The organism is Sphingopyxis sp., assembly GCF_034380315.1.
Taxonomy (GTDB): domain Bacteria; phylum Pseudomonadota; class Alphaproteobacteria; order Sphingomonadales; family Sphingomonadaceae; genus Sphingopyxis.
Map to the genome: position 1 here is coordinate 17,364 of NZ_JAXMPB010000016.1, position 17,388 is coordinate 34,751.

At 60.8% G+C, this 17,388-nt stretch carries 14 protein-coding genes and 2 pseudogenes; 5 read left to right on the top strand and 11 right to left on the bottom strand.

Going from position 1 to position 17,388, the window contains the following annotated elements; all coding sequences use genetic code 11:
- Positions 1-40 precede the first annotated feature (40 nt).
- Both U0S50_RS18010 and U0S50_RS18015 read right to left on the bottom strand, forming a co-directional pair.
- On the bottom strand, positions 41-1,708 hold the full coding sequence (locus U0S50_RS18010; RefSeq protein ID WP_322310025.1) for an O-antigen ligase family protein: 1,668 nt from the start codon (positions 1,706-1,708) through the stop codon (positions 41-43).
- Entirely contained in the window at positions 1,695-2,123 is a 429-nt protein-coding gene (locus U0S50_RS18015) for an acyltransferase (protein ID WP_322310026.1), read from the bottom strand. The genes U0S50_RS18010 and U0S50_RS18015 overlap by 14 nt, the downstream gene beginning before the upstream one ends.
- 53 nt (positions 2,124-2,176) lie before the next feature.
- On the opposite strand from U0S50_RS18015, the gene U0S50_RS18020 reads away from it, so the two are divergent.
- Together U0S50_RS18020 and U0S50_RS18025 are read left to right on the top strand one after the other, a co-directional pair.
- On the top strand, positions 2,177-2,644 hold the full coding sequence (locus U0S50_RS18020) for a DapH/DapD/GlmU-related protein (RefSeq protein WP_322310027.1): 468 nt from the start codon (positions 2,177-2,179) through the stop codon (positions 2,642-2,644).
- A gap of 43 nt (positions 2,645-2,687) precedes the next feature.
- Complete coding sequence (locus tag U0S50_RS18025) at positions 2,688-4,460, top strand: type I secretion system permease/ATPase (RefSeq protein WP_322310028.1); 1,773 nt, start codon at positions 2,688-2,690, stop codon at positions 4,458-4,460.
- Here the strand turns inward: U0S50_RS18025 and U0S50_RS18030 are convergent.
- Both U0S50_RS18030 and U0S50_RS18035 read right to left on the bottom strand, forming a co-directional pair.
- Positions 4,457-6,409 carry a calcium-binding protein gene (locus tag U0S50_RS18030; RefSeq protein ID WP_322310029.1) on the bottom strand — a complete coding sequence of 651 codons (1,953 nt, stop codon included), beginning with the start codon at positions 6,407-6,409 and terminating at the stop codon, positions 4,457-4,459. The genes U0S50_RS18025 and U0S50_RS18030 overlap by 4 nt on opposite strands.
- 113 nt (positions 6,410-6,522) lie before the next feature.
- Positions 6,523-7,617 carry an acyltransferase gene (locus tag U0S50_RS18035; protein ID WP_322310030.1) on the bottom strand — a complete coding sequence of 365 codons (1,095 nt, stop codon included), beginning with the start codon at positions 7,615-7,617 and terminating at the stop codon, positions 6,523-6,525.
- Between the two features lie 157 nt (positions 7,618-7,774).
- Here U0S50_RS18035 and U0S50_RS18040 point away from each other — a divergent pair, with 157 nt between their 5' ends.
- A complete protein-coding gene (locus U0S50_RS18040) occupies positions 7,775-9,490 on the top strand; it encodes an ATP-binding cassette domain-containing protein (protein ID WP_322310031.1) in 1,716 nt (571 codons plus the stop codon).
- Between the two features lie 74 nt (positions 9,491-9,564).
- Positions 9,565-10,857 carry an HlyD family type I secretion periplasmic adaptor subunit gene (locus U0S50_RS18045; RefSeq protein ID WP_322310038.1) on the top strand — a complete coding sequence of 431 codons (1,293 nt, stop codon included), beginning with the start codon at positions 9,565-9,567 and terminating at the stop codon, positions 10,855-10,857.
- Between the two features lie 10 nt (positions 10,858-10,867).
- Here the strand turns inward: U0S50_RS18045 and U0S50_RS18050 are convergent, their stop codons facing one another.
- Positions 10,868-11,695: a hypothetical protein gene (locus tag U0S50_RS18050; RefSeq protein WP_322310032.1), complete on the bottom strand. Its 828-nt coding sequence runs from the start codon at positions 11,693-11,695 to the stop codon at positions 10,868-10,870.
- Positions 11,696-11,933: 238 nt separating this feature from the next.
- Between U0S50_RS18050 and U0S50_RS18055 the strand changes: the two genes are divergently transcribed.
- Positions 11,934-12,446, top strand: coding sequence for a retropepsin-like aspartic protease (locus U0S50_RS18055; protein ID WP_322310033.1), 513 nt, complete (start codon positions 11,934-11,936; stop codon positions 12,444-12,446).
- A gap of 20 nt (positions 12,447-12,466) precedes the next feature.
- Here U0S50_RS18055 and U0S50_RS18570 read toward each other — a convergent pair.
- From U0S50_RS18570 to U0S50_RS18085, 6 genes and pseudogenes are all read right to left on the bottom strand, one after another.
- Positions 12,467-12,601 (bottom strand): annotated as a pseudogene (locus U0S50_RS18570) (PEPxxWA-CTERM sorting domain-containing protein); the annotation flags it as partial.
- Positions 12,602-13,199: 598 nt separating this feature from the next.
- On the bottom strand, positions 13,200-14,405 hold the full coding sequence (locus tag U0S50_RS18065) for a polysaccharide pyruvyl transferase family protein (RefSeq protein ID WP_322310035.1): 1,206 nt from the start codon (positions 14,403-14,405) through the stop codon (positions 13,200-13,202).
- Positions 14,402-15,352: a glycosyltransferase family 2 protein gene (locus tag U0S50_RS18070; RefSeq protein ID WP_322310036.1), complete on the bottom strand. Its 951-nt coding sequence runs from the start codon at positions 15,350-15,352 to the stop codon at positions 14,402-14,404. Before U0S50_RS18070 ends, U0S50_RS18065 begins: the two co-directional genes overlap by 4 nt.
- A complete protein-coding gene (locus U0S50_RS18075; RefSeq protein ID WP_322310037.1) occupies positions 15,349-16,266 on the bottom strand; it encodes a glycosyltransferase in 918 nt (305 codons plus the stop codon). Before U0S50_RS18075 ends, U0S50_RS18070 begins: the two co-directional genes overlap by 4 nt.
- Positions 16,267-16,274: 8 nt before the next feature.
- The gene (rfbA, locus tag U0S50_RS18080) at positions 16,275-17,126 is read right to left on the bottom strand and encodes a glucose-1-phosphate thymidylyltransferase RfbA (RefSeq protein ID WP_322310039.1); all 852 of its coding nucleotides are present in this window, start codon (positions 17,124-17,126) and stop codon (positions 16,275-16,277) included.
- Positions 17,127-17,281: 155 nt separating this feature from the next.
- Positions 17,282-17,388 (bottom strand): annotated as a pseudogene (locus U0S50_RS18085) (IS5/IS1182 family transposase); the annotation flags it as partial.

The window sequence follows — 17,388 nt, forward strand, 5'->3', positions numbered from 1 at the left end:
GCGTTGTCTTCGCGGGCTGCTGGCCCCAACGCCGCCTTTCTCAGAATAAGTTGCGCCGCGCCATCGTCCGGAGCGCAGCGGTCGGCGGCAGGACGATGCTCGAACTGTCACGTTGCTTCTTGATGCGCCATGCCAGCACGACCACCGCGCCCATCATCACGAAGGCGAGCGGGTGATTTTCCTGCTGACTGAAGATCGACTTAATCACGAGAAAATTGGTCAGCGCGATCAGCAAGGGCGCGAGCATCGCGCCATCTGCATCCGCCGCACGCACGCGAATGAGTTGCTTGCCGCCCCCGATGATCGCAGCAATGATCATGCCGAAATAGATAATGAAACCCAGTATCCCGAACTCGAGGGCGACAAGCAGATAATACGTATCGATCGTCAGGATGCCAGCAAGGTTGGTGAATCCGAGTTCCTCCGCCCCGCGCCCGATTCCGTTCCCCCACGGTGCCTTGAATATCTTGGGGAGCCCCATCGCGACCTGGACCTTGCGCGATTCAGTACTGAACTGCTGCGCACCCGTTCCCCATACCATCGCATTGAGGCGCCCGACGAACAGTGTCGCAGCAAAGAAGGCGCCGAGCGTGATAGGATAGGCGATCACGACCGCTGGGCCGAAGAGACTGTCCCTATCACGGTACCAGCGCAGGCCTCCCCACACCAGCATGTAGAGGAGGAATGTCATGAAGAAGCCGACGACACCAAGCCGGCTGTCGGTGAGGCGGATGCACCAGAATTGCAGCGCAAGCGTCAGCGCCGCTGCCACGATGATTAGTAGATTTTTGCTACGCATCATGATGTGAAGGATGAAAGGTGCCGACAGCGCCAGAAATTCAGCGAAGCCGAGCGGCGTCGTGAACTTGCTCTGGACTCGGTAGATTCCAGTCGCGGCTCGCGAGCTGCCAGACAGGATGCGTTGCACATTCTCGTCTTCGATCTTCAGGAAGCTCGGTATGTGCCCGGCCCAGGGGACCACGCTGTGCCGCCATTCCTGGATCCCGATCAGGCATACGAAAAGTACGATCGCCCATAGGAAGTAGCCGAATTGCGTCGCACGGTTCGGTTGGCGGAAAACATAGATTGCGATGAAAAAGGGCAAGGTCCAGGTCAGCTGCGCGACGACAAACTTGTTGACCGACAATCCAATATCGCGGGAGAAGACGATTGAGATGAGGGCGATCACCGCAAAGGCGACTACTCCCTGCCAAACCATCGGAAGCCCTGTCATCAACTCCTTCATCTCTGCCCGGAATGCGCGCGAGACCGACAAACAAAAAAGCATTACTAGCGCCAGCGGGACGGTCACGATCCGGATCGCAGTCAGCCATGGCAGTCCGGGAAGCGCGAACGCGAGATAGTCGGGCCAGCACAAAAGGGCTATCATGAAGGCGACGCCGAGGCGTCCGAGCCAGTGAGTCGGCACCTGCCTTGCCTCGGGCAGCATCCAGATGACGAGCAGGATCATCGCCATTAGCGGAGCGAGGAACTGCAGCACCATGAACCGCCCAATGAGCGTAAACAACATGCTATAAAGAAGCAGTGCCAGTCCAAACAGGAGAAGCAGCTTTTTTCGGTGCCGGTGAGCAAAGGTGGGCGAGGCATAGCCGCCCAGTGTACGATCTGCCTGGGCAGCAACGAGCTTCGCCTGTCGCCGGCCGCGAAGACGCGACCATAGCATACGAACCGCGCTACGCTCCGTCATGACGGCTCTGTTCCGAAGAATCGGCGCCCGCCGTGATCGTCGCGGGATTGCCAATCGCTTTGCTGCCATCGGGCATGTCGCGATTCACGAGCGCGCCCGCCGCGACGATACAATCTGCGCCGACCGAGATACCCGGCAGAATCATCGCGCGCGGCCCTATTATGGTGCGCTCGCCTATCCGCGTATCTAGATAGAGCCCCCGGGTAAGGTCGTGGGACAGCACGACAGCTTCCTCGCCGATGACCGCTCCGGCGCCGATATGAATGCCCTTCGGCCACGTCCGGTCGATCAACGCCGTTTCGGCGATCCACGCCGAGGGGGAGATGTCAGACCTCCAGATAATCTTCCGCACCACCGCTTGCCAGTGCTGGATCAACGTGCGCCGGCGAGTGCGGACATTTTTTCCTTGAGTCATGATCGGGGCGCTATAGCAAATGAACTGAGAATCAAGGCGGGAGTTCGCACCGGATGGCCATCTTACGTTCGCTCAACAGTCTCCGCCGGGTCCGGTCTCTTGTCACCGAGGCGCGGCGGCGCTGGCTCATATACGGTGGCCGGGTCGAGATCGCCCAGTCGGCCAGCCTGTCACTGTCGAGCCGCTTCATCAGTCGCCGCTTAGGCGCCGTCAGCGTCGGCGCGGACACACTCGTTGCTTTCAAGACACTAATATTAGGGTATGACGCGGCCAGCGGCCGCCACGCGCCGGTCCAGATCGGAGAGCGCTGTTTCATCGGCGGCGGGTCGGTCATCCTTCCCGGAGTCACCATCGGCAACGAAGTGATCGTCGGCGCCAGCTCCGTGGTTTTCGACGATGTGCCTGACCGCTGCATCGTCGCCGGCAATCCGGCGCGCATCGTACGCCGCGACATCGTCGTTGGCCGCTTTGGCCGCCTTATGGGCGCCGACGATAACAGCAGACGGCTCTGGAAACCGTGACCGCTGCGACAATGCGGCGAGTGTCCGCAGCGATAATCGGCTGATGACGAACTCCAACACCAAGACGACCAAGCCCGCAGCCACCGCAAGCACAGCGATGGAGAGCACCGGTCTAGAAGAGCCTGCGGCGCGCCTGCGCGACCTGATCGCGACGCAGCCTTCGGGCCGGCGTACACTCGTCGTCGTCACCGTGCTCAGCGCCGCGCTCAATATACTCATGCTGGCGGGCTCGATCTACATGCTCGCGGTGTATGATCTGGTGCTTCCCGCGCTCAGCATCCCCACGCTCGTCGGTCTGTTCGTGATGGTGCTCGCGGCCTACGCCTTCCAAGGCGCGCTCGATCAAGTCCGTAGCCGCGTATTGATACATTTTTCGACGCTGGTGGACCATAGCATGAACCCCGCCGCACGCCGCCTAATTGCGCACCGCGCGCGCGCAGCGCCCGACGAGGATGCGTTCCAGCCGTTGCGCGACAGCGACCAGATTCGCCAGTTCCTGTCAGGCAACGGCCCCGCGGCGATTGCCGACCTGCCATGGGTGCCGGTGTTCCTTGTCGCCCTCTTTCTGCTTCATCCGCTACTTGGTGCCACAGTGCTCGTCGGCGGGGGCTTGCTCGTCGCACTGACCTGGACAGCCGACCGGATCACGCGTGACGAAACCGCGCAACTCGCGCGCGCGACGTCTGCGCGTGCGCGCCTCGCCGATGCGAACCGGCGTAGCGCAGCCGCGATCGCGGTGATGGGCATAGACCGGCATATGGCAAGACATTGGTCACATGCCTCTGTTGAGTTGCTTGCCGCGAATGAACGGCTCGCCGTTACCGCGGGGTCGATCGGCAGCTTCAGTCGAGTCTTCCGGCTCGTGCTGCAGTCGATCGTGTTGACCGTCGGAGCAATCCTCGTCATCAACGGCTATGCTAGCGGCGGAGTAATTTTTGCCTCGTCGGTTCTCTCGTCGCGAGCACTCGGGCCGATCGACGGGGCGATCGCCAACTGGCGAAGCCTTGTGGCCGCACGGCTCGCCTGGAGCCAGTTCTCCGCCGCGCTGGCCGACTTGCCGCAGACGCAGCGCGCCGTTGCGCTACCCCCGCCGCGCGAGCGCCTTGATGTCGTGGGATTGAAGGCTAGCCCGCCAGGCGCCGAGCCCGATATCATTCATGGCGTGAGCCTCACAGCGCTCGCAGGAGAAGCAATTGCGATCGTGGGGCCCAATGGCAGCGGCAAATCGACACTTTTACGCACCATCGCGGGCCTATACCCGATCCGCGCTGGCGCGGTCCGTCTCGACAAGGCGGACATGGCGGACTTCACGCCCGAGAGCCTCGGCGCGAGCCTTGGTTATGTACCGCAGGATGTCGAACTAATCGACGGTAGCATCGCGCAGAATATCGCGCGCTTCGATCCCGCGGCCAAGCATGAAGCAATCGTGGCCGCCGCACGCGCAGCTGGCATCCATGACGCGATCGCGGCCGCGCCCGACGGCTATGCGCGCGAAGTTGGCATCGGCGGATCTGCGCTGTCAGGCGGCGAAAGGCAGCGCGTCGCACTCGCACGCGCGCTGTTCGGCGATCCCTTCCTGATCCTGCTGGACGAACCCGACGCTCATCTCGACGACGAGGCTCGCGCAACGCTTGGTACCGCGATCACAGCTGCGCGTAGCCGCGGAGCAATCGTTCTCATGGTAGCACACGGATCGATGCTCCTGCCCCATGTCAGCCACATCCTCGCGATGCGCGATGGCGCGGCGCTCGCCTTCGGTCCGCGGGAGCTGATGGCGGGCCGCGCCGACGGCCCGGCTGAAAGCCTCCATGCCTAAAGGTAAAAATCCTCAGCGCCCAGCGTCTGGACCCCGTTCAGAACAATGGTGAAGTCGGCGATCCCATCGCCGTTTACATCTCCATAGACATGGGCGGTGCCGTTGCTGACCTCGTAACGAAGTTCGCCAGCCTTGCCGCTAAACGCTGCCGTGCCAACGAACTTGAACGCGTCGTCGGCCCTCGTGTTTATATTGGCGTCGATCGCCCGCAGGCCGATGACATCAACCCCGCGCTGGAAGTCGGTGATAACGTCGACTGCATCGGCGCTGATATGATCGCTGCGAAAGCGGAACTCGTCAGCGCCGGCCCCGCCCGTCATGACGTCCGATCCCGCGCCGCCTTCAAGAATGTCATTGCCGTCGCCGCCCCATAGGAAATCATTGCCGTTCCCGCCCAGAAGAGTGTCGTTACCGGCCTCGCCGAACAGATGATCGTCGCCATCGTCGCCCGACAGATTGTCATCGCCATTCCCCCCCCACATCCAGTCGTCACCACCCAAGCCCTGGATCTTGTCATTCCCATCCATGCCATAGAAGCGGTCCGTGCCGGTCGTGCCGACCATGCGGTTGTCAAGGTCGTTTCCAGTGCCTGTCAGACCTTCGCCCAGCAGGCGCAACGTCTCGACATTCGCGGGGAGTGTGTAATCGATTGAGGCGTAGACCGAGTCGCTTCCCCCGTTCACTTCCTCGATGACGACATCATTGGCGGTTTTTACAAAATAGATATCATCCCCGTCGCCACCAGCAAGCTGAGACTTCTGGCCACCGCCCGTGAGCGTGTCATTGCCAGCGCCACCCTCGAGCCGTGAATCGCCATAGACCGATACTTGCAGGCGGTCATTGCCGTCCGTCCCACTAACGAGGATATAGGGCGGCGGGGGCGGAAAAGCGGCGAGCGCTGGTTCTTTGAGTCCCGTCTTCAACCAGACCGTGTCGCTGCTGCCCCATTGCTTGACGAAATCGTTGTGCCCGGTGAGCCACTGCTGGAGCGCCGACACCTCGCCGACCGAGGTCGGCGCAGCAAGCTTGTTGCCATTCGGCGCAAGCGAGACGCCATTGATAAGGAATTTCGACGCGATGTTGTCAGCTAGGTTCACATTGCTCGCCGAATCGGCGAGGATCCACGACAGTTGGTCATCATAGGCAACCACCTGGTTGCCTATGATGACCGCTCCATCGACGCCCTTGAGCGCAATACCCTGATACATGCCGCCCATTACCAGATTGCCGGTAATCGCCACATTCTCGAACGGCATTTGGCCGAATGTGTCGCGAATGAAAATTCCTTGCACGGGGCTGCCATCTCCGCGCACCACGAGATTGTCCGAAATGGTAATGTTCCGGCCGGGTTCGGCCGCATTGGTCGACCAAAGCTGAATAGCGTCAGGATGATCACCGGTATTCGGACGAAAGTCGGTGAAGATATTGTTGCTGATGATAAGATCCGAATTGCCTCCGCCGCGTACGCCATCGGTGCGGATGTCGTGAAAATTGTTTCCGACAATCGTCACGTCACTATTATCGAGCATGTTGATGCCGTGCCACAGATGGTGGAATTCGCTGTTCGACACTGTCACATCGCTGCTGCTGCGAATCATGAATGCCGATTTTTCGTTGCCGCTGCCTAGATTATCCGGACCCGACACGGTGATATGGTCAAATGAGATATTCTTCGATCCGAAGACTTGGAAGACATTATTCGCACTGGATGCGCTCGCGACCATATCGATTCCGCTGAAATTCAACCCGCTGGCATATTTTATCATCAGGTCCGAAAACACCGCGCGATTGTTAGAATCCGCCGATGTGATCGTGACATTGGGAAAATCCAACGAGCGGATGACGAGATGATCATACGTTCCCGGGGCGAGCTTGATGATATCGCCCTCCTTCGCAGTCTTGAGCGCAGCCAGCAGCGCTTCCGACGTATTCACCAGCTTGATTGCCACGATATCGGCCTTTCCGTAACGCGCGAGAATCAACCTGCCGCGCCCCCCTTAGCGGTGGGGTTAATGACGGATTCGTTTTACGGTGTTCGCAAGGAAGTTGGTTAAATCACCGTTTACGATTTGGCTTGCGCTGTAACCGTACTTTTCGGACGGTTCCGACGGCGCACTCGGTCGAGCACGGGTCTTTCGACCAGATGCCAAGACAGCGCCGCAAGCGGCAACGTCGCGGCAGCATTTGCGAGTGCCAGCCAGCCATGGTGGTGGAAAGTGAAAGCCGAAGCGAGAAGCATCATCACCGGAAAGGCATAAATATACATGCCATAGCTATAGTCAGGCCAGCTCCCTGAAATAGCCCCTCGGCGCGCCGACAGAAAACCGAAGCACAGCACCATGTAGCCGACGAACAGCGACTGGATATGGATATGGATATGCCAATGCTGCGCTGCAAGGTTGAGAGCGCCGAGCAGCAGCAGCATCGTCCACGACAGCCGCAGGCGGTCGCGCCATAGATAGGCGGCAATACCCAGCGCGAACATTGTCCATAGTCGGTCGATCAGCTGGATATTGTAGAGAACGCCCTTGCCGCCGATCATATCGACAAGCGTCGCCATGCCGGGCACGTGGAGTCCGAGAGCGCCTGCGGCGGTCAGTGGCAGAATCAGCCGCGCCATCCAGCGCGGGCTTGCAAGGCCTGCGAGCGCAAGCAACCCAAGCAGCGCATAGCAGCGCACTTCCCAAGGAATCGTCCAGAGTGAGCCGTTTACGACGCACGGTTCCGCGCCGCACTGCAGTCCGGTCAGATTATAATGGGCCGCAAGAAGTGACAAATTCTTGATGGCGAAAGAAAGGGTGTCGCCTTTGAAATAGGCGCCAGCCGGGAACGCCGAGAGGAAATAGCCGCCAAGGATCGTGAGCGCCACCGCTGCGGCGAGACCCGGCCAGAGCCGCGCAAGTCGCGCAACGAAGAAATCCAATACGCTTCCGCGTAGCGACAGGCTGCGATATACGAGAAATCCGCTAAGGAAGAAAAAGCCGTCTACGGCGTAAGCTGAAATCGTCGTACCCAGCCAAGGCGACAATTCATCCCGGTTCGCGATACCGAGGATACGCCAATAGCTATGACTCCAGATCACCGCCGAGGCGAGCACAAGCCGAACCAAGGTCAGATTATTTGCAGTCGCCCGAAGACGATCATCGGTGATGATCACCCGTCTTCCTCCCCTATCGATCGTCGTTCCGGGGCCCAGGGGCCGATCAAGAGATCGTCTTGTCCATCGGCAGCGAGGCCGTCAACCATTTGGTTACCCGCTTATGCAAAGAGGGTAAATCTGTCGTTTACTATAGAGATCGCACGGAGCTTCCGCCTTGTCGCATCCCCTGTTCCATCCGGCAGACGAGGAGCGTCTGTCTGCGAGATCCGGCATCCGCGCGGCACTCGCGCTGGTCATCGGCCAGTCGGTCGCGATCTCGGTCCTGGTAGTGACTCTCGCCGCGCTAGTCTGGCTTATGCTCGACAGTACGCTGCCGGCCCGTTCGACTGCCAGCCTCGTCGCGCTCGCGCTGTTCACTTGGCTCCTTATCGCTGCCAGCCTGGTGCTCGGTCATGCCCGCAAGCAAGTGATCAACCGGATGGTCGCCCTCAAGGTGATGACCGATGCTGCCGAAGATAGCAGTCAATCGACAAACCTGCTCGCATTGCAATCGCCGACGACAGCTGCGGTCGCGCTCGCCGACACGGCGCAGCTGCCGCTGCTCGTCATCACCGCAGCGCTCATACACCCACTGGTAGGCGCATCGCTAATGGCAGCCCTCGCCGCCGCCGGAGTCGCTATCCATTGGCAGAGCCGCCGCGTCGCAAGCACTCCCGCGCCGCGCGAAACTCCGCCCGCTGGGCCCGAACGCCGCGTAGTCGAGGCCGCCGGTCCGGAAGCAGCGGCGATCGGATTGACTGCACGCTGGCGGGAAAGATGGGCCCGTGAGACACTCGCTTCGATCGAACGACACCGCCAGTCGATGGCGGATTGCGATCGCGCCGAAATACTTTTGGGCCTGCTAACCACAGCATTGCTACTCACCATCGCGCTTGTACCGCTTTTGTCGGCCGCCTCCGGACAAACCACGATCGGTGCTCTTGGCGCGCTTTTGCTTGTGAGTTCGTGCATGGTCCGGATTGCCGCCAACCTACGGCGCTCGGTCGCATCGCTTCCCCGACGAGGCTGGTGGACGAGCGCGGGCTCGAGCGGCTCCGGGACCGTGCATGCGGCTCGCTTCACCGCGCCCTCCCTCACCTTGCCGCTTCCGAAATGGGGCATCGCGCTCGAGTCACTCTCGCTCCACTATGACGGCGCGGCGCAGCCAGCGATCTGCGCGATCGACTGCGCGCTGTCCGCAGGCAGCGTAACAGCAGTCATGGGACCCGCGGGATCGGGTAAGACGAGCCTGCTCAGGGCAATGACTGGCGTCTGGCCTGGCATTGAGGGCGATATCCGGCTCGATGATGCCGGTTTCCGCCAGTTCGATCCACGAAGGCTTGCCGAGCGCATCGGTTATGTCGGCGAGGATGCGCTGCTGTTTGCTGGCAGCATCTCCGATAATATATCTGGCTTCGATGCAGCCATTCCAGATGCACGCATCATTGCGGCGGCGCAGACTGCCGGAATGCATGAAGCGATCTTACGCCTGCCCGGCGGATATGCAGAGCCGATCGGCGAAGGTGGCGAGGGCCTGAGCGCAGCGTCGCGACGCGGCATTGCAGTTGCCCGCGCCGTCGTTCGCGAGCCTTTCTTACTTCTCATCGATGATCCGTTTCTCCGGCTCGATCCCGCCGGCGCGCAGGTCATGGAGGCGGTTATCGCGCGCGCACGCGCGCGCGGTGCGGTAGTAGTAATCGCCTCTAACGACCAGCGTGCGGTAGAGCTTGCTGATATGTTGATGGTTCTCCGGCTCGGTTCGGTCGCTGATTTCGGTCCGAGATCATTGGTGTGGGCAAGAGCGCGCGCTAGCCAGTCTAGGTTGGGCGATTCCGACGGGCCTCGTGCAGGCGGGGCGGCAACCCCGATCGCCAAAGGAGAAGTGGCATGAGCATGCCGATGAAGAATTTTCGTAAGGGGCCATATGCTCCGATTGATGCCCCCGACGATGTCGTGGGGGCCGCGATGGAGAATACGCGGGAGGCCCTGTTCCGTTCAATCCGCCTTGGCGCGATCGCGGTCGGCGGACTCGTGATCCTGTTTGCCGCGATGGCAAGCCTAATCACCGTCAACGGCGCCGTCATCGCGCAAGGCCAATTAAGCACCGAAGTGGCGATCCAACAGGTGTCGCACCCCACCGGAGGGGTGATTGAGGCAGTGCTGGTCCGCGAGGGTCAACATGTCCGCCGAGGTCAGCCGATGATCAGACTAGAATCGGCACTATCGAGCGCCGGCGCCAGCGCGGCGCATCAATCGGTGCAGCAATTGCTCGCCGCGAGCGCCCGCATGCGTGCCGAACGGGACGGGTCCCACAGCATCACTTTCCCTCCCGAACTGATCAATGACGGCTCGTCCGAAGCCGCAATGGCCATGGCAGAAGCGCGTCAGCTGTTCTCGGTGCGCCGAAGCGTCGAAGCGAGTAGCCAGGCCCAGATACGTGAGCAACTAGCGCAGACGCGCAACGAGATAAAAGCCCTTGAAGCGCAGGGTGCCGCCGCCCGTGAACAGATCAAGCTGATCGAACCCGAACTCGCCGGTTTGCGCAGCCTCAAGATGCGTGGGCTCGTGACCGTCGGCCGACTGAACCAAATGGAACGTACGGCGTTTGACCTCCAATCTACCGAGGCCAGCGTTTCCGCCCGCATCGCTCAGTCGCGCGCGCGCATGGCCGAACTGCGCCAGGCGGGCATCCAGTCGACGCAAACCGTGCGCGCCGCCGCCGCTGGCGACCTCGTTCCGGTACTAACCCAACTCAGCGACCAGAATTTACGCGCGGCGTCCGCGGAGGATGCGTTCGACCGCAGCGTGATCCGCGCCCCCCATGCCGGGATCGTTGAAAATCTGCGCTTCACGACACTCGGCAGCGTGGTTCCACCGACGCAGCCCGTCGTCGAGATCGTTCCCGACGGCGGCAGTCTGACTGCCGATCTACGCATCCAGCCGCAGGATATCGGATCTATCCGCCACGACCAGATCGCGACGGTCCGCTTAGCTTCGGTCACCGGTCGAAATGTCCCTGACATGGTGGGGCGCGTAACGCATATTTCGAGCCGTCGATTCGTCGACGAGCGCACGGGCGAGAGCTACTACAAAGCGACAGTCGAGATCAGCGAATCTGAGCGCCGACGGCTCGGCGATCAACGCGGAGTCGTCGGCATGCCGCTCGAGATATTCTTGCAAACTGGCGAACGAAGCCTGTTGTCCTATCTGTTCGCGCCGCTGATGCAGCAACTCAACCGCGCCTTTCGCGAAGGCTGAACAAAAGCAGCTATGCGCTCGACCCAACTGCTTCGGCGCGGTCGGCTCGGCGTTTCGAGCGGTTGAGGATGAGACCGAACAGCAGTGCGATCAACCCGAAGGCCAGCGTTTCGCACATATAAAGTAGAACGCGGAAATTGGCCGAAGCCGGCGACAAGAACAGCACGGAACTGCTCGTATCAACGGGATAGCCGGCGCCGCGGTACATGGCGACGATTTCTGCGGGTAGCGCGCCCGCTCGCAAAAGACCGCGATGTTCGGCGCTCTTGACAGACACGAGTCGGGCCAGCGCATCGTCGCTGATATCGTCCGAGGAGGGAGCGACTTCGACGAACAAGTTGAAGGGCTTCTCCGCCCCCGAAACCCCTTCTCGGGCCGTTGAAGCTGCGCCGACCGGCATGAAGAAACTGGTGCGCTGCGTGAAAATCAGCCCGTCGGCATAGCGCGACACCGGCCCAATTCCCGGCGCATCGATCAGTTTGACGGGGCCTTCACGCAGGTCCCCCGCCGACGCCGTCTTGAGACTCACCAGCTGAAGCTTGCCGCGATTGTCGGGCAACTGGAGATAATGGGTGAACACCGCGAGCGTCAATAGACCCGCCACCGCTGCCAATATGAACAGGAGGCGGGTGGCATCAACGAGCAGAATCCGGCGCTTGCCTAGCGCCGAGCGTGTTCCGCTGCGCCGCTCGGCAAGCACGCGTAATATCTTCGCTGCTGCGGTCCAGACGATCAGTCCGAGCACGATCGGCAGAAGCACCGTCAGCGCCGGAAAATATCGCCCGAAGCGCGCGAACTGCCATTCGCCCAGCCGACCAACGAGATCGGTATAGGTCACCAGCTGCCCTGCGAGAACGGCAAAGACGACCAAGCAAATCGCAACGATGATTAGCCCGCGGGTGCGCCATATCGGCCGATCCGTACTGTCGACAGTCCTAGCTTCGGCCATTACGAATTCTCCCCACGCCAGTAACTTTAGTCGGCAACGCCGGCTTAGTCCAGCCGATCTTCGACCCGATCACGCGCAAGCACGCTGTTTTCACTGTAATTTTACTTTTTCTGTCCAAAGTCTCAGCATGTTCGACCGGCTGATTCTCGTGGCCTTGACGCCCATCACACTCGCCAGCGGGGCCGTGGGCTGGAGCTGGTCGACACTTGAGGCTGACCTCGACATGCGTGTCGATAGCAGCAAGCCGGCAGCGGCGCCCGAAGCCCTCGCCGCACCGCCTGCCGTCGCTCCAATCATCCGGTCGCCTGACGGCCTGTTCCGCGCGAGCGTGGTGATCGAGGGACGCAGTGTGCCGATGATCATCGATACCGGTGCGACAAGGTCGGTGCTGTCGTCGCATGTCGCGAAAAGGCTAGAACTCGCGATCGATTCGCGCGGCAGCGGTTCGCTCGCCACGATCAACGGCACCACCCGCTACCGGCTCGCAGCCGTGGATACGCTGCGCATCGGACAGCGGTCGCTACATGATATGAAGCTTATCGTCCCTGATGGTCCAACGCGCGTGTCATTGCTCGGTCAGGACGTACTACAACGGCTGGGTCCGATCCGCATCGATGCCGACCGGCTGACTTTCGAATAATCAGAGTAGAGACCGCAGAGTTAGCGCAGCACCGACGCGGCCCCTGCCGCAGGCAACGCGCCGGCCCTGGCACGACGATTGCGCCGCAAAAGGCCGCCAATCAAACCGAATCCCAAGATAAGCATCGCCCAAACGTCTGGCTCAGGCACGAGCGCCGGAACACCACCACTGGACCCCCCACTGGACCCGCCGCTACTTGACCCGGTTCCGATGGTGCCTCCACCGCCGCCTGGGCTCCCCGGCAAGGCGCCGCCGCTGCCCGACGACGCGCCGCCGGCCGAACCGCCATCACTATTTGTCGGCGCAAAACCCGGATCCGCCCCACCGTTCGCTACCTCAGCGGTCCGGCCAAGTGGCAAAACTCCATTGTCGGACGCCCCCCCCGTTCCGGCCGCCAGCGGGAACGAATTGCCGCCGCCAAGCGCACCAATCCGTGGCAGCGCGCGCGTCGGTCCGCCCGACCGGACGCCCAAGGGCGCACCACCGTAATTCACGCCCGTCTGCACTGCCGAATCAGGGAAAGGCTGGGTGAACAGAACCGTCTCCATTGGATCGCCCGAACCATTTCCCGTCAAAATCAGAGCACGTTCGCGGCTCGGCACAAAAGCTGCCACCGACGAGGCAAGCAGAAAGATCGTAACGATCCGGACGGACTGTCGCCGCTGAAGTAAGAGACCGTCACTCACACCCGTTTCCCTGTCCATTGAAAACCCAGCGTCAATTTACGACCGATTCTCGATTATGACAATGATATTAACTCTTTTGCTTCGCTGCTGCCATCGCAGCCGCGAGCGAATCGACATAGCCATCAAGAAGCCCCTCTACGGCTCGAAGCCCGAGGGCAATATCTGCTGCAAGCGCCTTGCGTTGAGCAATACGGTCAATGACATACTCGACGGCCTCAGCGGTCGTCATCCCAGTCACCGGAACCATGTGCGGATAGCGCAACGCGCCGCCGAACAATCCGGCGAATTTGCGGCTGTAAGCAATTGGGATCGTCGCAACACCGCTGGAATAAGCGGCGATACAAGCGTGCATACGCGCCGCTACGAGTGTGTCGAGCCCCGATATATAGCTTTTTGCCGCGACCGGATCAGCAAAGTCAGGAACCCGAATCAGCTGCGGGAACTCATGTGCAAGTAGATCGGCCACCCGCCCATCGTCGTCGACGGGTATATTCTCGCTGTTCACATGTGCGATCAAATGAACCTCGAAGTGACTATCAGCGGTCAGCCGCTCGAGAAGGCTACGGATGAAGACCGGATAGTCGATACTAAGGCCAAAACTGTTTCGTCCGTCATACCCACGGTTGAACAACAGGCCGGAAACATTGATCCCGATATGCGTCTTACCAGCGGGTAGGCGTGTTCGCGAAAAGGGCATCGCAAAGGCTACATCGACTGCCTGCCGGATCGTCGCGGACGGCGCCAACTTACGCGCCGCCTCGGCCGAACTCGGGTCACGCGCATAAACTATCGATGCACGGCGAAGCGCCATGCCCGCCAACAACCGATAAAGCTTGCCGGAGAACGGTCCGATGGTCTGCGGACTGAAAATCAATGGTATGTGGCGCAGATTGGCGAGCAGCTTGGTCAACCAGAGAAAGGCAAAGCGTTTTGGACCATAGATATCCGTAAAGCTGTCGCCGCCGCCGATGTCGCAGGCGAGATCGCATCTCTCAAGCGCGGCACCGAAGCCGCCACCGGGCATCATCGCGCGCCGGTCGATCTCGAATATTTCTATGTCAGGCTCGTCTATATAGCGCGGCCGTCCAGGATCAGCGAAGCCGAGTACCGTGAAGCGCGGTTCAAATCCTGCTTTCGCAGCGGCTCGACGCAGCAGGGCGAGATTGCCAAAGGTCAAAGCGCCGACGCCGAGGTTACCTGAGTTCGCCGCATGCCACAAAAGTCCAACGCGTATCGGCGGCGCGCCCGCCGAATTCTCCTGCGCCACGCTCATTCCGCGCGTCCCATCCATTGCGGGATGCCGCGTTCGCCACACATACCGGCCGTCCATCCCGCCAACGCATGGCGCATCACGCTCCAGGCGCGCCGCTTACCAAAGCGCACAAGTAGATGCGCTGCGATCAGCCACCGCGATCCGGGTGATGCGCCGCCGGGCTGGTCCCCCGCGAGCAGCACGCGGTTGCGTGCATTCAGGTAGGCGGACAGGCGCGACATTGTCGCCTGAGAATTGCCCGAGCCTGTCGTCGTTCCCGCCTCGTGAAACACGAGGGCTCGCGGTGCATAGCCCATAGCGATGCCAGCAGCGCTCGCTCGAAGGCACCATTCGATCTCTTCGCAGTACAGAAAGTAATCCTCACGCATTGCACCAACTGTAGCGATCCAGCGAGCGCTGACCAGAATCGATGCTCCGCTGATATATCCGAGCGCCGCCTCGATCGCAGCGACGTCGCCGTCGCTGGCCTTATCCTCTCCCATGCCGATCGCGATCACACGGGCACCGGCTCGCGTCCACCGCCCCCCAGCGCGTGCGGCGACCCGGCCTTCGGGATCGATAAGCGTGCAGCCGACGGCATCGACGTCACCGCGCTGAAGCCGCGCCACCATTGCCGACAGCGCGCCGGGATCCGGCGCCGTATCGGGATTGAGTATCCAATAGGCATCGCCTCCGGGCGCAGCGCTGACGCCGAGGTTTATACCTCCCGCATAGCCGAGGTTCCCAGGCGCACAGATCGTCTTCACGGCTTGCCCTCCCCCCAGTACGACGGGAACAAGCGCCGCCGTTTGCGCATGCGCCTCTGCGCCACCATTTTCGACGATCACCACCCGAAAATTGTTGTAGTTGGACGCGCCAAGCGCGCTCAAGCAGCGCAGTAAATCGTTATGACTGTGATAGGAAATGATGATCACGGTCACGGCCAGATCACCTACTAAGGTCGTCATGCTGTCGATGCTTTTATCATCAGTTTCAATCCATACACCATCCGCCACATGCGGATCGCGATCAGCACACCAGCGCCACGGAACCGGGCACCCATAGTTATGTCCCGACATGCGAACATACGCGGAAGATGCGCGATGGCCGACAGCGGCATTGCGAGCGATCGCGCAAACCAGGTCAGGCGCCCGTTAGGCCGGCTGCACGCAATGGCGTACAATTCTTCGCTGACCCGCTTCCACTTCCGAGTCAGTTCGGCCCAATTGCGCCGTGGGGGATGCGTGACCAGCGCGCGCTCTTCGAACGCCAGAGCCAGCCCGTGAGCCGCGGCGCGGTGACTCCACTCCATGTCTTCCGATATGCCGACCTTAAAGCCGCCGACTTTCTCGAAATCGGCCCGACGCACGAACAGATTGCCCGATCCCGCGAAGTTCTTGTCGTGAGCGTAAGAACGCATGTTGAAGGCAAACACCTTCTCGAATGCTTCAGCGCCCGAATGCTCGCGACCTTGTGGATCGGCAATGGTAACATCTCCGCCTACGAAGCCAGCACCATGTAATGCCATGACGCCCCAGCGCAGCCAGTCAGGCGTCGCGAGGCAATCCGAATCGATGAACGCGAGAACCTCTCCCTTAGCAACCGCTGCAGCAGCGTTGCGAGCGAGCCCCGCGCCCTTGCGCGTTTCGATAACCACCGTCGCTCGTCCGTCCACAACCTGGTCCAGACGGTCGCGCGCGATCGCTGACCCATTGTCGGCGACGACAATTTCGAACAGCGCGGCGGGATACGTTTGGCGAGCTAGATGAGCGAGACAATTAGCCAAATTGTCCGGATCCTGATAATGCGGCACGATAACAGTGACCTGCGGCGTCCAACCATCGGATCTAGGATCGGAACCTGTTCGGGATGAAGGGTGCATCAAACGGCTCAATTTTCGAGGAGACTCATAAGATAGTCGCCATATCCCGATTTGCGTAACGGCTCTGCAATCGCCCGCAGTTTCGCGTCATCGATATAGTGTAAGCGCCAAGCAATCTCTTCGGGGCAACAGATTTTCAGGCCCTGCCGCTCCTCGGTGATCCGCACATAATTTCCGGCATCCAAAAGCGACGCATGCGTCCCTGTGTCGAGCCAAGCAAAACCGCGGCCCATCATCAGAACCGACAAAGCGCCGTCCTCCATATAGGTCCGGTTGAGGTCCGTGATCTCGAGCTCGCCACGCGCACTCGGCTTCAGGCCGCGAGCTCGGTCGACTACCGTCTCGTCGTAGAAATAAAGTCCGGTGACGGCATAGTTGGATTTAGGATGTTCGGGTTTTTCTTCGATACTGATCGCATTGCAACGGCTATCGATTTCAACCACACCATAGGCGCGCGGATTCGACACGCGGTAGGCAAAAACACTGGCGCCGGCGCTACGGCGATCAGCTTCCTGCAACATCTCTCCCAAGCCATGGCCGTAGAATATATTGTCGCCCAAGATGAGAGCGCTCGGAGCGCCGCCTATAAAGTCCGCGCCGATATGGAAAGCCTGCGCCAGACCACCAGGTTCGGGCTGGACGGCATAGCTGATTTCAAGCCCCCAGTCGGAGCCATTGCCGAGCAACCTTTCGAACATCAGCTGATCTTCCGGAGTCGTAACGATCAATATTTCCCGGATGCCCGCGAGCATTAGCACCGCGACGGGATAATAGATCATCGGCTTATCGTAAACGGGCGCCAGCTGTTTCGAGATGGACCGCGTCAACGGATAAAGACGAGTCCCCGACCCTCCGGCCAGAACGATTCCCTTACGTTGCACGAACGCCCCTTTCCAAAATCGACCTTCCGGCTTCCCGACGCAGATTGTCCCAATTGCTCCGCCCTGCGATATGATTGTTGCGCAATGACGTCGTCTTGACTTCCGTGCAAGCATTTAGGGTCAGGACTCATTGATCAGAGCCAGAAGATGACGGTAGCGGCGAGGGCTACGGCGGAGAAGAAGGCCTTCGGGCACCGATCGTAGCGCGTGGCGACGCGCCGCCAGTCCTTGAGACGACCGA